At 56.8% G+C, this 15,971-nt stretch carries 13 protein-coding genes and 2 pseudogenes; 2 read left to right on the top strand and 13 right to left on the bottom strand.

Going from position 1 to position 15,971, the window contains the following annotated elements; translation table 11 throughout:
* Nucleotides 1-34: 34 nt before the first annotated feature.
* Together CK226_RS27235 and CK226_RS27230 are read right to left on the bottom strand one after the other, a co-directional pair.
* Complete coding sequence (locus CK226_RS27235) at nucleotides 35-961, bottom strand: LysR family transcriptional regulator (RefSeq protein WP_063169308.1); 927 nt, start codon at nucleotides 959-961, stop codon at nucleotides 35-37.
* Nucleotides 962-1,128: 167 nt separating this feature from the next.
* A complete protein-coding gene (locus CK226_RS27230) occupies nucleotides 1,129-1,530 on the bottom strand; it encodes a hypothetical protein (RefSeq protein WP_063169309.1) in 402 nt (133 codons plus the stop codon).
* 1,485 nt (nucleotides 1,531-3,015) lie between these two features.
* Between CK226_RS27230 and CK226_RS27225 the strand changes: the two genes are divergently transcribed.
* A complete protein-coding gene (locus tag CK226_RS27225; RefSeq protein ID WP_063169310.1) occupies nucleotides 3,016-3,363 on the top strand; it encodes a transposase in 348 nt (115 codons plus the stop codon).
* Between the two features lie 48 nt (nucleotides 3,364-3,411).
* Here the strand turns inward: CK226_RS27225 and CK226_RS35745 are convergent.
* Nucleotides 3,412-3,548, bottom strand: a pseudogene (locus tag CK226_RS35745) (IS3 family transposase); the annotation flags it as partial.
* 531 nt (nucleotides 3,549-4,079) lie between these two features.
* On the opposite strand from CK226_RS35745, the gene CK226_RS35740 reads away from it, so the two are divergent.
* Nucleotides 4,080-4,451: a recombinase zinc beta ribbon domain-containing protein gene (locus tag CK226_RS35740; protein ID WP_245437861.1), complete on the top strand. Its 372-nt coding sequence runs from the start codon at nucleotides 4,080-4,082 to the stop codon at nucleotides 4,449-4,451.
* 55 nt (nucleotides 4,452-4,506) lie between these two features.
* Here the strand turns inward: CK226_RS35740 and CK226_RS27215 are convergent.
* The 10 genes and pseudogenes from CK226_RS27215 to CK226_RS27175 all read right to left on the bottom strand — a co-directional run.
* Nucleotides 4,507-4,631: pseudogene (locus CK226_RS27215) on the bottom strand (integrase core domain-containing protein); the annotation flags it as partial.
* 24 nt (nucleotides 4,632-4,655) lie between these two features.
* Nucleotides 4,656-5,558, bottom strand: a complete 903-nt coding sequence (locus CK226_RS27210) for a CoA ester lyase (RefSeq protein WP_210326668.1) — start codon at nucleotides 5,556-5,558, stop codon at nucleotides 4,656-4,658.
* A gap of 133 nt (nucleotides 5,559-5,691) precedes the next feature.
* On the bottom strand, nucleotides 5,692-6,843 hold the full coding sequence (locus CK226_RS27205) for a CaiB/BaiF CoA-transferase family protein (RefSeq protein WP_063169312.1): 1,152 nt from the start codon (nucleotides 6,841-6,843) through the stop codon (nucleotides 5,692-5,694).
* Between the two features lie 11 nt (nucleotides 6,844-6,854).
* Complete coding sequence (locus CK226_RS27200; RefSeq protein ID WP_063170371.1) at nucleotides 6,855-8,108, bottom strand: methylaspartate ammonia-lyase; 1,254 nt, start codon at nucleotides 8,106-8,108, stop codon at nucleotides 6,855-6,857.
* A 453-nt stretch (nucleotides 8,109-8,561) separates the two neighbouring features.
* Nucleotides 8,562-9,557: a succinylglutamate desuccinylase/aspartoacylase family protein gene (locus CK226_RS27195; RefSeq protein WP_063169313.1), complete on the bottom strand. Its 996-nt coding sequence runs from the start codon at nucleotides 9,555-9,557 to the stop codon at nucleotides 8,562-8,564.
* Nucleotides 9,558-9,876: 319 nt separating this feature from the next.
* Nucleotides 9,877-10,119: a hypothetical protein gene (locus CK226_RS35135; RefSeq protein WP_127273917.1), complete on the bottom strand. Its 243-nt coding sequence runs from the start codon at nucleotides 10,117-10,119 to the stop codon at nucleotides 9,877-9,879.
* Between the two features lie 24 nt (nucleotides 10,120-10,143).
* On the bottom strand, nucleotides 10,144-11,922 hold the full coding sequence (locus CK226_RS27190; protein ID WP_063169314.1) for an ABC transporter permease subunit: 1,779 nt from the start codon (nucleotides 11,920-11,922) through the stop codon (nucleotides 10,144-10,146).
* Between the two features lie 20 nt (nucleotides 11,923-11,942).
* The gene (locus tag CK226_RS27185) at nucleotides 11,943-13,031 is read right to left on the bottom strand and encodes an ABC transporter ATP-binding protein (RefSeq protein WP_224570037.1); all 1,089 of its coding nucleotides are present in this window, start codon (nucleotides 13,029-13,031) and stop codon (nucleotides 11,943-11,945) included.
* Between the two features lie 190 nt (nucleotides 13,032-13,221).
* Nucleotides 13,222-14,328 (bottom strand): ABC transporter substrate-binding protein, encoded by a 1,107-nt coding sequence (locus CK226_RS27180; RefSeq protein ID WP_063169315.1) that lies wholly within the window; start codon nucleotides 14,326-14,328, stop codon nucleotides 13,222-13,224.
* 62 nt (nucleotides 14,329-14,390) lie between these two features.
* Complete coding sequence (locus tag CK226_RS27175) at nucleotides 14,391-15,554, bottom strand: M20 aminoacylase family protein (RefSeq protein WP_063169316.1); 1,164 nt, start codon at nucleotides 15,552-15,554, stop codon at nucleotides 14,391-14,393.
* Nucleotides 15,555-15,971: the final 417 nt, after the last annotated feature.

Raw genomic sequence — 15,971 nt, 5'->3', positions numbered from 1 at the left:
GGAAGTCATGCCGTTGTTTACAGATCGATGGTTCTCAGGTCGCGTCAGGAGCCGATGCTACCCAGCCCCGGCTCTCAATCAATTCTCTGGCGACCTTCGGAATGAGCTTGCGGACCGCAGAAACGGCCGCAGAACGCTCATCTTTGGGATTTACAGCAAGCACCACGGAGCGGGTAATTACCGGATCGACTATCTTGACCGTCCGGACCAGCCCTTGAGAGGCTTCTTTCTGAACGGCAGACGGGGCGAGAATAGAATGCGCTTTTCCCTCTACGACCATGTTGATGATCGTTGAGAGCGAGTCCACTTCAAACTTGACGTCCATCGCGCAACCGTGTTGTGCGACGACATCAGCCACCGAACGCCTGACATTGTTGTTGCGCATGGGAACCGCCAGGGGGAATGCATGCAGGTCGGCCAGAGATATCGCATCTTCAAACGGTGGCTCGCCGGACGGAACCACCAGACAAAGGTCTTCGCGCGCTAGCACAGTCATTCGCCCCACACTGTCCGCAGTGCGGTACAGAACCGCCAGATTGAAGCGTCCAGCCGCCATCCATTCCTCTAGCGGTCCCGTCATACCCTCGACCATCTTGAGGGACACCTTGGGCAGTTCGTGTCTTACCGTCTCAAGCAGCGGACCGCTCAGGACGCGAGCAGCTCCAGACGGAATGCCAATAGTCACCTCCCCGGCGGGGGAAGCGGCTGTGTTGGTCAATTCCACCTCGGTAATTCGAATTTCTTTGAGAATCGCCCGCGCCCGCTCCAGGAGTTTGGCTCCTGACGCCGTCACGCTCACGCCGGTCCTGTCGCGTATCAGCAGCTGAGTGCCGAAGCCTTCCTCCAATTGGCGCACATGCAGACTCAGCGCACTCTGGGCGACATTCAGAAAGCCAGCGGCCTTCGTGAAACTGCCTGCTTCGACCACGCCAACAAAGTATCTTAACTGCCTGATTTCCACGGGTACTCTTCCGAGGGCGGACTGCAATGATGTAATCTATCTCGAAATGTGATGGCGCGACAGCAATAATTGCAGAGCGACATGACGCCTAACTGTCGTGTCATCTCAGTGTGGTTTGACCAAAACCGTAACCTATGTGTCCAGAATGGACCCAACCCGCCGAGGCTTCAACCGGCCAACTCGGCGCCCTGATCCATGGAGATGATTTCTCGGACCCTTCGAATAACCGGTAGATCGACCATCTTCCCGTCCAATGTGAACGCGCCTTTGCCTTGCGCCGTCGCATCTTTTTCGCCGCGAGGACACGACGGGTCCCTCGAGTTCTTGTGCGCTTGGTGAAAAGCCCCATCGATGTTTAAATGGATCGCCTGCGGCCCCACGAAGTTATCATTGTCTAAGAATCGCCGATGCTTCCTATCGAGCCGAGACTGCCGCATGGGGAACAGAACGGAAAGGTTCGGCGTCAAAAGCAGGTCGAGTTCTGGGGCACCGCCAACAGCTGCACTGAAGTCTTCAGTACCAAGCGCCATTGCAACCAGCGGCGCTAACAAGATGGGAAAGGAGGTCATTGCTATTGCCGCTGGCGGACTTCGGCCGGCCACCCCATTTCCTCTTCCGAGAGGTGAATTGTCCAACCAACCCTGCTGACTAATGACGAGCATGATCGTATCGTCAACGTGTCACAGAATTGCTTGCAAGCTCACGGCCTCAGCTGGGCCAACGAACATTGAACTCCGTGGACGAAGCCTGGACCCGTCGTCATCCAAGTCAATCCGCGCCTCGATGAGGGGACAGATCCTCAATTGGTTCAGCTGGCTTGCAGTATTGCACCTAGCAGTCACGGCGAGGACTGGGATTTGCGAAGAAGGCATTCTCGCAGTGCGGCCGTACGGTACCTCATTCCTGGCACACTGGATTAGATCGCTGGCGACATTAAGATCAGGTGTGACCGAGGTGAAATTTTATGTCGAAAACCTGAAGGCAGGGCGTCAGGCAGGGCGATTACAGAGATCCTATCGGACATGTCATCGCAGTTTCATCCACCATTGCTCGACCGAGGCGACACTCATCGTCCCATCAACCTAATCCATTGGTCGATCACGCCGTTCACGACCCTTGGCGAAGAAGGAATCAGCAGCCCCTAGGCTCAATTGGAAAGCGGGGCGGGGTCCATACGTATCTTCGTTTCCGGGCACCTCATGCTAATGAAGCCGCGACAACAGGTTGGTTATGCACCCAGGTGCTGGCCAATCCGGCTTGACTGGAAAGTTTCATACCCAGGCCTGGCACAGGCGAGCGTGATGCCGCTCTCGCTATGTTGGACCGCAGACGCCGCGACGGCGCATCGACTGGCGCTGGCGAAGCCTAGGACGCGCCAGTCAAGGACCTGCAAAGAGCAAGATCACGCCGCGCGTTGCCTTCAACGCCCATTTGAGCAGAAAGCAACAAGCCTCGCGTATAGCGATCGATGACCGCACGAAGCGCCATCCGGGCTATGATCTCAGTCAGCACTGCCCTAAGGGGTCAGAGGAGGGTTCGGTCAGTCAAGACCTCAGACGGCATGGCCAAGGTCAAGCTGCGAGGATGTGCCACCGCGGGCGCGGCATAACTTGGCGGGCTACAATTTGGTTCGCTTGCCCAGGCTGCTGGCAGCGCCGGTAGTCGGCCGCGCCGGACTGGCACCTACGTCTGGTCCATGAACGGTTGCTTTAGCAAAACCGAAGTCCTCGCCAAAACTCTTCGCCGACGTGCGACGACCGCGCCGGTGCTCGTTCCGGGGTCGGCAAGACGAAGACAGGCCTACTCTGGATTTATGCCCGCGATGACTGATTAGGGAGGGAGCGGACCGCCGGGCGTCTTATGTCTATGCGCCGGACCGAAAAGGCCCAGCGTGCGATCGCTCATCTCGCAGGCTCTCTACCGGAACTTGCAGGTCGACGGCTATAGCGGGCCATCGCTTGCTGGCCGACGAAAAGCGGCTTCACGCTCGCCTTCTGCCATGCCGCGCCCGATCGAGGCGCTAAGAAGGATCCGCGAACTCTAAAAGATCGAGGATGACATCCGTAGCCGAGGCCAACGAGGCCTTGCTGCACGCAGGCAAAAAGTGCTCAACCATCACGGCACTGGACCCAGGGCGGCTAGAGAAGCTCGGCCAAATCAGTCAGAAGACCAAGCTCACAGCGGCGATCCCCTACACGCTCTCGCGCTGGGAAGCGCCTCTCGCGCATCCTGGACGAGGCCATATCAAGATCGACAGCAACGTGGTCGAACGCTCAATCATACGCAACTCTTTTTGCAGCTCCGGCGGTGGCGCTGAGCACTGGTCAGTCATCGTGTCGCTGGGTGATCGCCGGGATTGGCCGGATAGCCTGAAGCTAAGGCCGTCGAGCCAGACCCTCTGACCTGCCACTGAACTTTCAACCAGTGGCGATTAGCCTCGGCCGTTTCTGTTATGGCGCGGTTTGAGCAACGGGCGGAGGCGCGAAGCCTTCATTGAGTGCAGCGTCGGAGCCGGTTGCGGCGAGGGTTCCGGCGAAGACCGCCGGGGTCAAATAGCGAGCGAGGAATGCGGCCTCACGGTGTTGAACAACACCAGGAAAGAACACCCACAGGACCGAGGAACGCAAGTTTCTTTATCCGTGGCATCCTTGGGCCGGGCGTTGTGTTCACGTTCATGAGGTGATCGAGAACGCCGACCGGGAGGTTTTCCGCTGCAGTCTCTCCCGCCACGCCTCCGATCGGTGGCTGGAAGTTCCGGCCTGGATGTTTGATCGCGGTCTGCACCGCGTGGCGCATTGCCCTGCCCCACATATCGATCCCAGAACGCTTGGCGTCTTGGTGACACTGCTGCAGGACCCGACGGCCAATTCCCACACCCCATCGCAATTGGAGGATTCGGGCGCAGCATCGGGTCCTCACGAAGCGAACCGGGGAGAGGTCCATACCGCGCCAGCCTACGACATATCAGTTCGATCTTCTCCAACCCGCACGACGCGCAGACCGCGCAGATGCCGCCATTCGCTCGCGCAGCCGCCGTAAGGCGCGAGATGCTGGCGCTGATTCCGGGTGCACACGAAGGCTACGTCGGCTGGGAAAGGCGGAAGCGATCCGCAAGATGGTGAGCGACCACGTGCCCACGAGCCGGCATCACGGGGCGCCCAAGCATGGCGACGCTCTGCTCGCCGACCTTGTCCGCTGCCGGCGCTGCGGCCGCGAGCTGACGGTCCGCTACACGGGAACCAAGCACAACATTCCGCGCTATTCCTGCTGGCGTGGTCTGCTTGACAATGGCGAGCCGCGTTGCATCGCCTTCGGTGGACTCGCGTCGATCGAAGGCGTTCATCCTCTGCCGGACGGTCCATGGGTCTTCAGCCGATCAACGCTTGACGAACCGGCGGCTCAGCGCATCGTTCATCGCGCGCGGCAAAACCCAAAATACCCCATGGGATCGCATCCAGATCAGCAAAACCTATTCACTCAAATGACATAGACAGATGAGTGTTATGAACAGGATTTAGGTCCTGCCTCCATTCGGCAGTGGCACTGCGGGCGTGGTCGAGGCCGAAGAACAGGCCATCGTTCAACAGCTCGTCTCGCATTCGGCCGTTGAGGGAATCGCGTAGCCATTTTGCATCGGCTTGCCCGGCGCGGTGTAGTGCCATTCGCTCCTGTTCAGCCGCTGATAACAGGCCAGTCAGTTGTTGCCCACAAGAATCAGGATCTCGTGGGCGCGCCGCACCACTGGCGGATCTATCATTTTGCCATTCAACGAGAATGCGGACAGTCCACGCGTGGCGGCATCATTTGCCGCCGCGACAACTTTATGGGCCCACTCGAGCTCCTGGGCGCTTGGCGAGAAAGCCTCATTGAATATGGCCACCTGTGTCGGATGGATCGCCAAAGCTCCGGCAAAGCCAAGCCGCCGCGCCCGCACCGCGGCCTCACGAAGTTTATGCGTGTCCGAGAACTCGCCGATGCTTCCTATGAAGCCCAGCGGGAGCAAGCCGGCCGCGCGGGCGGCAAACAGAACAGAAAGGTTCGGCGTCAAAAGAAGGTCGAATCCTGGGGCGCCGCCAACAGCGGCGCTGAAGTCTTCAGGGCCAAGCGCCATTGCGACCATCCTTGGATGCGCCGACGCAATGGCCGCAAGCCTTTGCAAGGCGCCCGGGGTCTCAATCTGGGCAAGGAACCGGATGCCTCCCTGCGGAAGATTTCTTTCACGTTCTAGTTCCGAAACCGCATTCGCGATCTCTATAACCCACTCTGCCGAATCCGTCTTCGGAAGAACCAGTGCGTCAACACCCGCCATCACGGCTGCATCGAGATCGGCCGCCAAGGCGCGCAGACCATGATTCACGCGGACCAAAACAGATGCGCCTTTCCGGCCCACCTCTGCCACGCATTCAGGAAGCTGCTGCCGTGACTCTCCTTTCCGATCCTGGGGCACGGAATCCTCCAGGTCGAGAATGACGCCATCTGCGCCCCGCTCATGGGCCGTCTCTACAAAGCGCGGAACGTGAACAGGAACGAAGAGCAGGGATCTCCAGCGCGGTACAGACATCGCGCCTTCAACGGCCGCAAAGGTGTCCTTGATCATGGAGACGCCTTTGCGGCCGATTTTAGCGCGGGCGCTGCCAGTGAGCTTTCTAGGCGGCCGGTGCGCTGAAATGATCCGAGGTACACAGGCATTTTGTAAACCGCGAGCAGTCTCACCTTACTGAAACGCGCGCTCACGCTGACGCGGCTCTTTCGCGCAAAAGCGCCCGCACCTCCTCGCGGACAGCCTCGGTATGAGAGCCAAGAGCCGGGACTGGGCGAAGCGAGGGGAGCTCCGAGTTGAAAATCGCCGCCGGCGCTATCGTCTCGACGGCTCCATCGGGTGTTCCAACCTGCACCCTGCGAATGTGTGGATGCTTTGAAACATCCACCACTTCGTTCAGTCGGCCATATGCCAGGCCGGCCGCCTCGAGCTCCTGCATCGCATCGTGGCAGGATAGTTCAAAAAACCGCTGTTCAATGATCTCATCAAGTTGCGCACGATGAGCGAGGCGCTCCATATTGTCAGCAAAACCAGGTGCGCGTGTGAGCCCGGACTGCTTCAGGAATTTCTCGCAGAAATTCACCCATTCGCGGTCATTCTGAACCGAAAAGATGACCTCTTTGCCGTCGGCACAGCGATAGGCACCATACGGCGCGAGCGACGGGTGTTTCACGCCTGCGCGTACCGTCTGGTAGCCGCTGTAATCATTTTGCAAAACCGGCACGTTCATCCAGTCGGCGACGGCATCAAACAGTGACACCTGGATGCTGGTCCCTTCGCCGGTGACCTCGCGGTGGTACAGTGCCTGAAGAATGGCGCTGTGCGCTGTCATGCCCGCCGAGATATCGCAAACCGAGACCCCTACACGCGCAGGCCCCTGTTGGTTGCCGGTGATAGCGCATAGACCTGTTTCGGCCTGGACGATCAGATCGTAGGCCTTCAAATGGGAATACGGCCCTGACTCCCCGAAACCAGAAATGTCGCAGGTGATCAGCCGCGGATATCGTCGACGCAGATCAGCGGACGCGAACCCCAGTTTTTCTATGCTGCCCGGCTTTAGATTCTGGATGAAGACATCAGCACTGGCAATGAGCGTGTCGAGGACGGCGCGATCCGCCTCCAACCTCAGGTCTAGACAGACCGACTCCTTACCCCGGTTGAGCCAGACGAAGTACGCGCTCTGCCCCCGCACCAGCTTGTCGTAGTTTCGGGCAAAGTCCCCTTCGGGCCTTTCGACCTTGATCACCCGGGCGCCTGCGTCAGCAAGGCGAGACGATGCGTAGGGAGCTGCAACGGCCTGTTCGACCGCCACAACCGTGATGTCCTTGAGACTGTTTAGCATCAGGGCGCTTCCTACGCGGCTTTCAGGTTTTGTGCCCGACGCCGATCAAGCATGGCGAGCAACCGATTTTGTTCGTTGCCTACAATGGAAAGACCTTCGTCGATGCCCATGCCAGGCTTCGCGAGCATCATGTCCGCCTGTGTTGCCACCGAAATGTGAACCGTCGCTCGCGCGGAGAGATCCGTCTCGCTGCAGCTGCCTCCCACATAGGCGTCCACGTTGTTCTCTTTGCACAGAAGCACCGCACGGGCGCTGTCGGCGATCGAGCCCACGTCCGGCGTCTTGATCTGCACGAGATGGGTCGCCTTAGCCTCCGCAAACAGACGCACATCCTCTAAGGTGTTGCAGCGTTCATCGACAACGATGCGCGCACGTGACGCGCGCGCATTCAGAATGCCGACGATCTGCCCGTAATTTTCGACCTGCGCCGGCGTAGACCCGAAGTCGGCTGGCGATTCGATATTCACCGTGAACTCCGGAACCGCGTCAGCAACCTTACTGATGAAGTCGGCGATGCGCTGGACGTCGAGCCCGATCTCCATACCGATCCAGCCGTACACATCGAAATGCAGCACCGGAGAATAGTCTGGTTGGCCGATTTGCTTGACGCGGTGCGCCACCCATTTGACGAAATCCAGAAAGGTTTCTCCCCCAACGCCGAATTTGCTACGCGAGTTGATGAGGCCATGCGGGATCACATCCACCCCCTTCAGGATCATTTTATCGACATTGATTTCGCGCGCATCACCGCTCTGGCAATAAATTGGGACACGACGATGCGGCATGGATAGGCAAAATTCCGAACAAACCACCTCCGCCATGGTACGACGCGCAGCATGGGCAGCAGCGCTTAAAAGGGCTTGGCTGACCCCATATTCGATGCATAGTGGGAGTCGTTTCCCAGTATGGAGATCGAAGACACTGGAGCAGGCTGTCAAAAAGCTGGACGCATCAATGTTTAAGAGCCGCGGGACAACAACACGTGACGTGAGATCCATGATGGCTCCGACGTCAAACAGGGGGTCACGCCCGCCAGCCCCTGAGTATTGCACTCCCATCATATCGCCCCAGGCGACCATATCGTCTTCCAGGACAAGCCCGACGCTTAAGCAAGCTGCCGGAACACGGATATCACGGAAGCCGGGCGTCAATGGCTCGCCGACGTAAACAAAACCGTCCTGGCCAACCCCTGCCCTAATGGCAGCTTGATCGTCATAAAAGAAGGCGCCGTTGCCGGGCGTGAGAATGACGTCTTTGATCTGCACTGAATTATACTCGAGTTTGGCCAAGCTATGAGCTGCGGCCGGATTTGCGCGCTCTGTCCTAAGTTATGCCCCGTTCGGAATCGGTTTTGCCAATATAAAGCCCCGAACGTGCCCATCTCGTTTTAAGATACGATAAAGTTGTTTTACGGGCGTCAGCGGGGACGGCACCGTCCGCCTCCCCTCTTGGTCGCGGTGCGCCGGATCGTCGCCCCTGCTTCCATAACAGAAGCTAGGCGATCAATCCGTCCGGCCAGCTCCCATCTCGGACCGCCACTTTCAACCATGGTTAGTATAAACCAAGCGATCAAGGATCAAGCAATCTTTTTGGCATGATTTTGGAAGACAGGATCAGCCGCTGATCGATCCGAGGAGCTGGCCTATAAGCTCCAGTCGAGGCCAGTGCCTTCATACCGGAGTTACTACAGCTGGCCAAGGCGCGGCTAATCTGTACCTCTAGTTATGCAGCGGCCGCGCAAGGATGGCTACCCCTTCATTGCGGTCGACATGCGCGCCCGATCCTATGGCTAGGACGATTGATGGCCCAGGCGCTCGGATGTCAATGGACGGAGCGGAAACAGAATCCATAGAGTGTAGGATACCTATAAGATCTCCCGACCTCACTTCATCCAACACAGAGCAGCGAGGTTCGAAGATACCCTGCGCGGGCGATTTCAACTCGTCTGATATCAGCGTCTCAAGGGTCTGACTGGACCTTTTGTTACGGAAAGACACGTCCTCGACTTTTCCTTCGACGAGTCCAAGCATAACGAGCGCGTTGCGAACTCCAGCTTCATAAATCGCTAGAGCTTCTGCGCTAACCGTACCACCGCCGAATTCCGCGCAAACGAATACCTTCCCTAGGCTATGTGCCCAACTGTCGAACATCCCAGCCGTGTCGTCATGTTGCCAGAGCAATGTTACGGGCAGCTTAAATGCCGCTGCCATTGCGAGCGTCTTAGCCATGAGATCCGCATCAGCAATTGGATGCGTGATGACCGCCGGGGGAAAATCCCACGTTGGGCCGAAGCTGTGCAGATCGAAAACGATGTCGGCATTTGGCAACAATACGCGTGAAACCGCATCCGCGATTCGTTCCGTAACAGACCCGTCGGCACGGCCCGGAAACACGCGGTTCAGATTCAAACCATCAAGCGGAGTATTGCGGCTCCATGCTTGAACTGCCAATGGATTAAGCACTGGCAGCACGATGATCCTACCACTGGTTTGCGCTTGTGGCAGCCACTCGATAAGCCGCCGCGCGACTAATGGCCCCTCCATTTCATTGCCATGATTCCCACCGGTGATAAGAAGGCGCGGTCCATCGCCCTTATTAAGACTAAAAACCGGAAGCGAGAACTCTTCATGGTCGGCGCCTCCCGGCACAACGAGGTGTCCTCTGCTCACGCCATGCGCATCGAGATCAAACGTAAGATGTGGTGCTTCGTTCATTGCTTAACCTATTGCGGGTGATCTGGCGACTTTGACCGGGCATATGGTCTTGTACACGGCTATTTTTTTCGCCTGGAACTATGCACACGCGGTCACCACTTCGCCAATATAATGTCCGAGACGGCACCATCGCGTTTTCAGATGACCAGGGCTCGCTCTGCTGACCTGTCCCTTGGTTCGTCACCTTGATCCCGGTGCACTAAGGGAGGAGGAAGGTCAAAGTCGCGGTGGGTAGCCGATTTCAGAAATCGCGCGATCAGCCGGTTGACGTTGGCTAGCTGTTCGTTGTTCAGACGGGCGAAGGATCTGTGCGATCCGGTCAGCGCCGTTGACCTCGAATTCCATCCTGGCGCGCAGCAAGAGGATCGGCAGGTCTGAGCTTGCTGGCGAGCAAGGCCGGCCGATCCCAGACATAGTCCGAATCCTTGATCCGCATGTGCCAGATGATAATTGCAAGAGCTTTACTGGTTTCCGTTTTGGACCAGGTGGCCATTTTATCCGCCCGTTGAAGCCCCGAACAGATGCTTGTCGCCAGTCCGTAGGAATAGGTCGGACGCATCATCAGGAAGTGGATCTGCCACGCCAGTTAGGCAGCGGCTTCCTGTAATGTTCGCTGCATGCTCGGTCGAGAACGCCACCAGACGGCATAGAGGACAAGCATCCAGATTAAAGGCAGAAGCATCAAAAGAGAAGCGACTGCAGCAATCGTCGGGTCGATTTGGTGGCGGATATTCTCCAGCATCTTCAAGGGCAACGTCCGCACCGACAGACCGCCGACCAAAGACGTTATGACCGCTTCATCGAATGACTGGAGGAATGCGAACATGGCGCCGCCGATCACTCCCGGCCTGATTAACGGCAGTGTTACGCGAAAAAACGTTTGCAGTGGTCCGGCACGCATACTCTTGGCCGCCTGCTCTAACGTCCGATCGAAGTTGGCCAACGTCGCAGAAACGATCACCACCACAATTCCAACAGCGCCGATACTGTGAGCGAGGGCGATACCACCCTTTGTGCCGATTAGACCAATCTGGATGAGACCCAGATAAGTCGCGATACCGACCACGATAACTGGAAAGGTGATAGGCGTGATTATGATCATTGTCAGCACGCCGCGAAGTCTTGCGCTTATTCGGCTCAATCCGAAAGCAGCAAGTGTTCCCAATAGAGTAGAAATAACAGCTACCTCGACACCAATCTCGACGCTGGTCCAAGCTGCTCCGCTCCAAGATGCATCGCCGAAAAACGAGCGATACCATTGAAGCGACAGGCCCGAAGGCGGAAATTGCAAAAATGCCCCGGAACTGAACGACATGATGACAACGATTATCCCTGGGAATAAAAGAAAGGCCATCACCAAAACGATAAAAACGATCGCGACGACTTTAGGCCATCGCCTTTCCGCCCCAGGCACGTAGCGCCGTCCCGTCCACCGTTTGACACGATAGGGACGCAGAATTTCGCTGAAGTTTCGTTTGATAACAAGAACAATGGGTAGTCGGGACATCGAGCCCTTCGGAGCTCGAGTTTGGCTTTGCTCTTGTTTGCCGGAGAGGTCAAGCCCGACCATGGAAAGCACCACAATGGCAAACCCGAGAAGGATGAAGGACGCAGCGGCAATGCGCGGAATATCGAACGAGCTATTCACCTCGGCCGCAATGAAGGTTGAAAGCATGGCATCGCGCAATCCCCCAAGTGCCGCCGGCGTGATATAGAATCCTAGGCAGAACACAAAAACTAGGAGCGAGCCACTCCGTGCGCCTGGAATGCTAAGGGGGAGAAATACACGCCTGAAAGCGGTGAAAGGTCCCGCTCCCATACTGCGTGCAGCAGCCATCAAGGACCGATCGATCCCCATCATCGCACTAACCAAGGGAAGTATCATCATCGGCAGCATGATGTGGACCATGCCAATATAGACCGCGGTTCGGTTATAGATGAGTTGCAGAGGTCGATCGATCAATCCGACGTCCAGCAAGATGTTGTTGATGACCCCGCGATCCCCAAGAATAACAATCCATGCGTAGGTACGCGCCAGCCCACTGGTCAAATAGGGGATGATCACGAGAGCGATGAGCGTCATGCGCAGAGTCTTGGATGCCGTGACGATCAGATACGCGGTTGGATAGCCTACGATTAAGCAGATGGCAGTTGCGACCAGACTTATTTCTATCGTTTGAAAGAGCACCCGCACATTAGCTGGCTGGGCGAAAAACGCTCCGTAGTATTGGAACGAGAAATCGGGGGCATTGACACTGCTTAGGAAAAGCAAGGTTATAGGGGCACCGAAAACCACAAGCAAAAGCGCGAACGCGGGCGCGGTTAACCCAAGTGGCACCTTGGCCATTCTGCGCAAAAGCTTCATGGATATCCCTTATCAATCGCTTATGGCGAAACGAAGCGAATGTCTGACCGCAGCCACGTGAGGCAAACCTCCTCGCCTGGCTGGAAAACAGGTTGGTCTGCCGCGACATGTTCCCGGACGATGAGAACATTGTTGCCAACGCGAACATGGTATTTTCGCAGAGGGCCGGCAAAAATCATATCGTCGACCGCACCGGCAACATATTGCCGCTGGTCCGTTTGAGCCCACTCCGCAGTCTTCGGAAGTACACTGATGCGCTCTGGCCTTATCATCGCAACGGTGCCGATTTGCGGCGCGTTGCCCCCTCTGGCCAGCAACAAGGCATCCTCGAGAATGTTCGCCTCACCCAGAAATTTAGCGACAAAGCACGATGATGGCCGATCATAGAGGGCCTCTGGTGTATCGATTTGCTCGACACGTCCTGCGCGCATTACAACAATCCGGTCTGACAGAGTAAGCGCCTCCTCCTGGTCATGCGTAACGCACACCGTCGTGATACCGAACTCCTTGTGCAAGCTCTTCATCTCGATCTGCATCTGCTCACGCAGGTTACGGTCGAGTGCGCCAAGCGGTTCATCAAGTAATAGGAAGGGTGGATCGGCAATCAGCGCGCGGGCTAGCGCCACGCGCTGCTGCTGACCGCCACTCAATTGGGATGGCATGCGACCGCCGAATTCCCCTAGATGCACGCGCTCAAGCATACGGGCTACCCGAACCTTCCTCTGATCGGGAGCCATGCCCCGCATTTCGAGAGGGAATTCCAGGTTTCGAGCCACTGTGAGATGCGGGAACAGCGCATAGCTCTGGAACACAATTCCTTGATCGCGCCGGTAGGACGGGACCGAAGCCACTGAATGGCCGGCGATCATAATATCACCCGAACTCGGGGCCTCAAAGCCGGCCAAGAGCATCAGGGTAGTGGTCTTACCCGAGCCGCTCGGGCCGAGAATCGTCAAGAACTCGCCGCGACGCACGGTCAGCGACAGATCCCTGACCGCCGGAACACTCCCGTACATCTTGGTAACACTGCTGAACTGAATTTGTGGCACCGATTGGTTCACATCTGCAGCGTCAACTTCCGAACGGGGGGCGGTATTCATTGCGTGCATGTTCACTGTGGCTCCTCCACCATCGCTGGCGTGCATTAGCAGGCATTTGCCGTACCTTCTGCCGTCGTACCCGATGCCGTGAGCGGAGAGGCTAGTGGGCTACCCCGCTCCCCGTCACATTTTCAGCATCAGTTTCGACTTTAGCCCGGTATGGAGTTACCCCGACCGGACTTTCGCACTTCAACCAACCCTACTGCAGGATCCACTCATTCCACCGCTGGATAAGCATCTCAGTGTTGGAAACACCGCTGGGGCCTACCTCATTGTACCATTTGCCGTTGATGGAAACGCTGCTCTTGATGTAATCTGGGTGGGTAGGGAGCTTGCGCGCAACTTTCTCGGGAAGAAGTTTGAACGCATTGCCGTTGCTTGGTCCCTCAGGAAACAATTGGCAAAATGCTGCCTGACGTTCCGCGCGAGTGGCGAATTCGATAAACTTCTGCGCAGCCTTCGCGTTGGGTGAACCCTTTGGAATGACCCAATAATCCCACTGCAGCTTCGCCTGGTTTCGATTGATCTCCGTCGCGGCGCCCTGATCGATCAACAGTAGAGCTCTTCCGTCATACGATTGAGCGATGTCAACGACCTTATCATGCAACATCTGTTGAATCTCTGATCCGCTGCTCCACCACTTACGGATGTGCGGCTTTATTTTGTCCAAACTGGCAAACACCCGGTCGATATCCATCGGGTAGAGCTTATCGGGAGATACACCGTCCGCTAACAGGGCCTCTTCCCAGGGTCCTTCTGAACCAAACTGGCCGGACACCAAGGTGCGAACGCCGGGAAACTTATCAGCATCCCAGAATTCAGCCCAGTTTGTCGGCCGGGGTTTATCAGCTGGGAATACGTCTGTGCTATATACCATATTATATGAGTAAATCAAATTTGCCACGCCAAACGGTTGCTTGGCAAATTCATAAATTCCGTCTAGCTCTTCTTTCCTGAACAAGGAGTAATCAATTTCTTCAAGAATTCCTTTCTTAGCTGCGACCAAGCCGGACCCTTGCGTAAGCGCCCCGACATCTACCGTGACATTGCCCGATTTTACCATCAACTCGACCTGTCCCATACCCATGTCGTCGGTGATTGGGTTGACCTTGATACCGGTCTCAGCTTCAAATGGCTTAGCGTAAGCCTCAATGTTAGCCTTTCCCCAATCGCCGCCGCCTAGCACTACGTTGATCTGGTTGGGTGTTTGGGCCGCAACGCGGCCCGCAATTGAAGACAGAGCGCCAGCCGCCATGGCGGTCGATGTCGCCTGCAGCAATCGTCGGCGATTTATTTCGTATTTCATGTCGTTACCCTCTTCTTGTGATCTCAGCCTTGATTAGCCAAGGTTGTTTTGCTTGGACAATGTCATGGTGCTAGAGCAGCCTCGGCCAAGTTGACCCAGTATCCAATGCCGTATGGCAGTGCTTCATCGTTAAAGTCGTAGGTTGGATTATGGAGAGCAGCAGTCGATCCATTTCCAAGCAGTATACATGCCCCCGGCCGCGCCTCTAGCATGTACGCGAAGTCCTCTGACCCCAAACTAGGTTTGACTTTGGGGTTCACCGATGAATGGCCGACCAGAGCACGCGCCACCTCTGTTGCCCGACGCGTTTGATCGGGATGATTGACAGTGAGGGGCTCCAGGCGGCGATGCTGAAACTCGACCTTCGCCCCGGAAGCGCGTGCAATATTTTCCGCGCACGCCTCAATCTGTTTTTCAGCGAAGTCGCGCAAAATCGGTGACAGTGTCCTGACTGTTCCGGCAATCTCCGCGCGTTCGGGAATGATGTTGTAAGCTTGTCCGGCGTTCAGCTTTGTGACGGAGATCACCAGGGACTCGGTGGGGTCCGTGTTGCGTGAGACTAGTGTCTGCAAGCCTAAAATGATCTGAGCTGCAACAACGACGGGGTCAATTGTCAGATGGGGAGCGGCCGCGTGACCCCCTCTGCCTTTGACCACAATATCGAACTCGTCGAGCGCGGCAAAAATCGAACCTTCGCAAATGCCGAACGCACCAACCTCCATGCCTGGCCAATTGTGCATGCCAAAGACCTGAGATATCCCGAAACGGTCCATGATCCCCTCCTGGACCATTCTTTGGCCGCCGCGGCCATCTTCCTCGGCAGGTTGGAAGATCAGGGCAACGGACCCTTTGAAGTTCCGGGTCGCGGCGAGGTATTTCGCGGCGCCAAGGAGCATTGCAGTATGCCCGTCGTGACCACACGCGTGCATCTGTCCGGACCTTTTCGACGTCCAAGGTTTGCCTGAAGCTTCGAGTATAGGCAGAGCGTCCATGTCGGCCCGCAACCCGATAGTGGGCCCATCTCCGAGTTGACCTTGGATCAACGCAACCACGCCGGTTTCAGCTATCCTGCACTCGATGTGGTTAATCCCGAAGGAAGCCAGCTTTTCCGCCACAAATGCCGCTGTGTCATTCACCCGATAGTCAAGCTCCGGATTCTCGTGCAGGTACCGGCGCCAAGTCATCGCTTCGATCTCGATCTCCTTGAACCTGTCAACGCCAACCATAGGCACGTTCCCGCATTTGAGTAATTTGGATCAGGCGCCGGTGCGTAATTAATGATCGATGCCACCGGTGTTTTCGTCAAATGCAGTTTGGATATCGTAACCATCTAGAACCGAGATAGCCCCGCGTTCAGGCCTCGGTGTTGGCGCCGGCGACTGCGACCCGATAACAAGCCGTTTGCCCTCAAATGGATAAGCTTCGGCCTTAGAGGACCAGCTGCGAAGTGCTGGCAATCATAAACTCTGGCTCTGCTGGCAACGGCCAATGGCAAAGGTCTGAGTAGGAAGAGCTGTCACCATCGCGACACTCCTCCCCCTCCCACGACCTACTTTCCAGGACTGCATGCGCTTTGCCACTCAATCCGCAAACCGCAGACCCTAGGCGGCGTGGACAAATTCGATGTTAGCAGGGTCGCTTTC

It is taken from the genome of Mesorhizobium sp. WSM4311, from assembly GCF_002295115.1.
In the GTDB taxonomy this organism is placed as follows: domain Bacteria; phylum Pseudomonadota; class Alphaproteobacteria; order Rhizobiales; family Rhizobiaceae; genus Mesorhizobium.
This window is presented reverse-complemented; position numbering and strand designations above follow the sequence as displayed.

Excerpts from the sequence above, each read along its gene's own strand:
- CK226_RS27185 (WP_224570037.1), bottom strand. The coding sequence starts at position 13,031 with ATGCACGCAATGAATACCGCCCCCCGTTCGGAAGTTGACGCTGCAGAT.
- CK226_RS27205 (WP_063169312.1), bottom strand. The coding sequence starts at position 6,843 with ATGCTAAACAGTCTCAAGGACATCACGGTTGTGGCGGTCGAACAGGCC.
- CK226_RS27180 (WP_063169315.1), bottom strand. The coding sequence starts at position 14,328 with ATGAAATACGAAATAAATCGCCGACGATTGCTGCAGGCGACATCGACC.
- CK226_RS27195 (WP_063169313.1), bottom strand. The coding sequence starts at position 9,557 with ATGAACGAAGCACCACATCTTACGTTTGATCTCGATGCGCATGGCGTG.
- CK226_RS27225 (WP_063169310.1), top strand. The coding sequence starts at position 3,016 with ATGACATCCGTAGCCGAGGCCAACGAGGCCTTGCTGCACGCAGGCAAA.
- CK226_RS27190 (WP_063169314.1), bottom strand. The coding sequence starts at position 11,922 with ATGAAGCTTTTGCGCAGAATGGCCAAGGTGCCACTTGGGTTAACCGCG.
- CK226_RS35135 (WP_127273917.1), bottom strand. The coding sequence starts at position 10,119 with ATGATGCGTCCGACCTATTCCTACGGACTGGCGACAAGCATCTGTTCG.
- CK226_RS27175 (WP_063169316.1), bottom strand. The coding sequence starts at position 15,554 with ATGGTTGGCGTTGACAGGTTCAAGGAGATCGAGATCGAAGCGATGACT.
- CK226_RS27210 (WP_210326668.1), bottom strand. The coding sequence starts at position 5,558 with ATGATCAAGGACACCTTTGCGGCCGTTGAAGGCGCGATGTCTGTACCG.
- CK226_RS27230 (WP_063169309.1), bottom strand. The coding sequence starts at position 1,530 with ATGACCTCCTTTCCCATCTTGTTAGCGCCGCTGGTTGCAATGGCGCTT.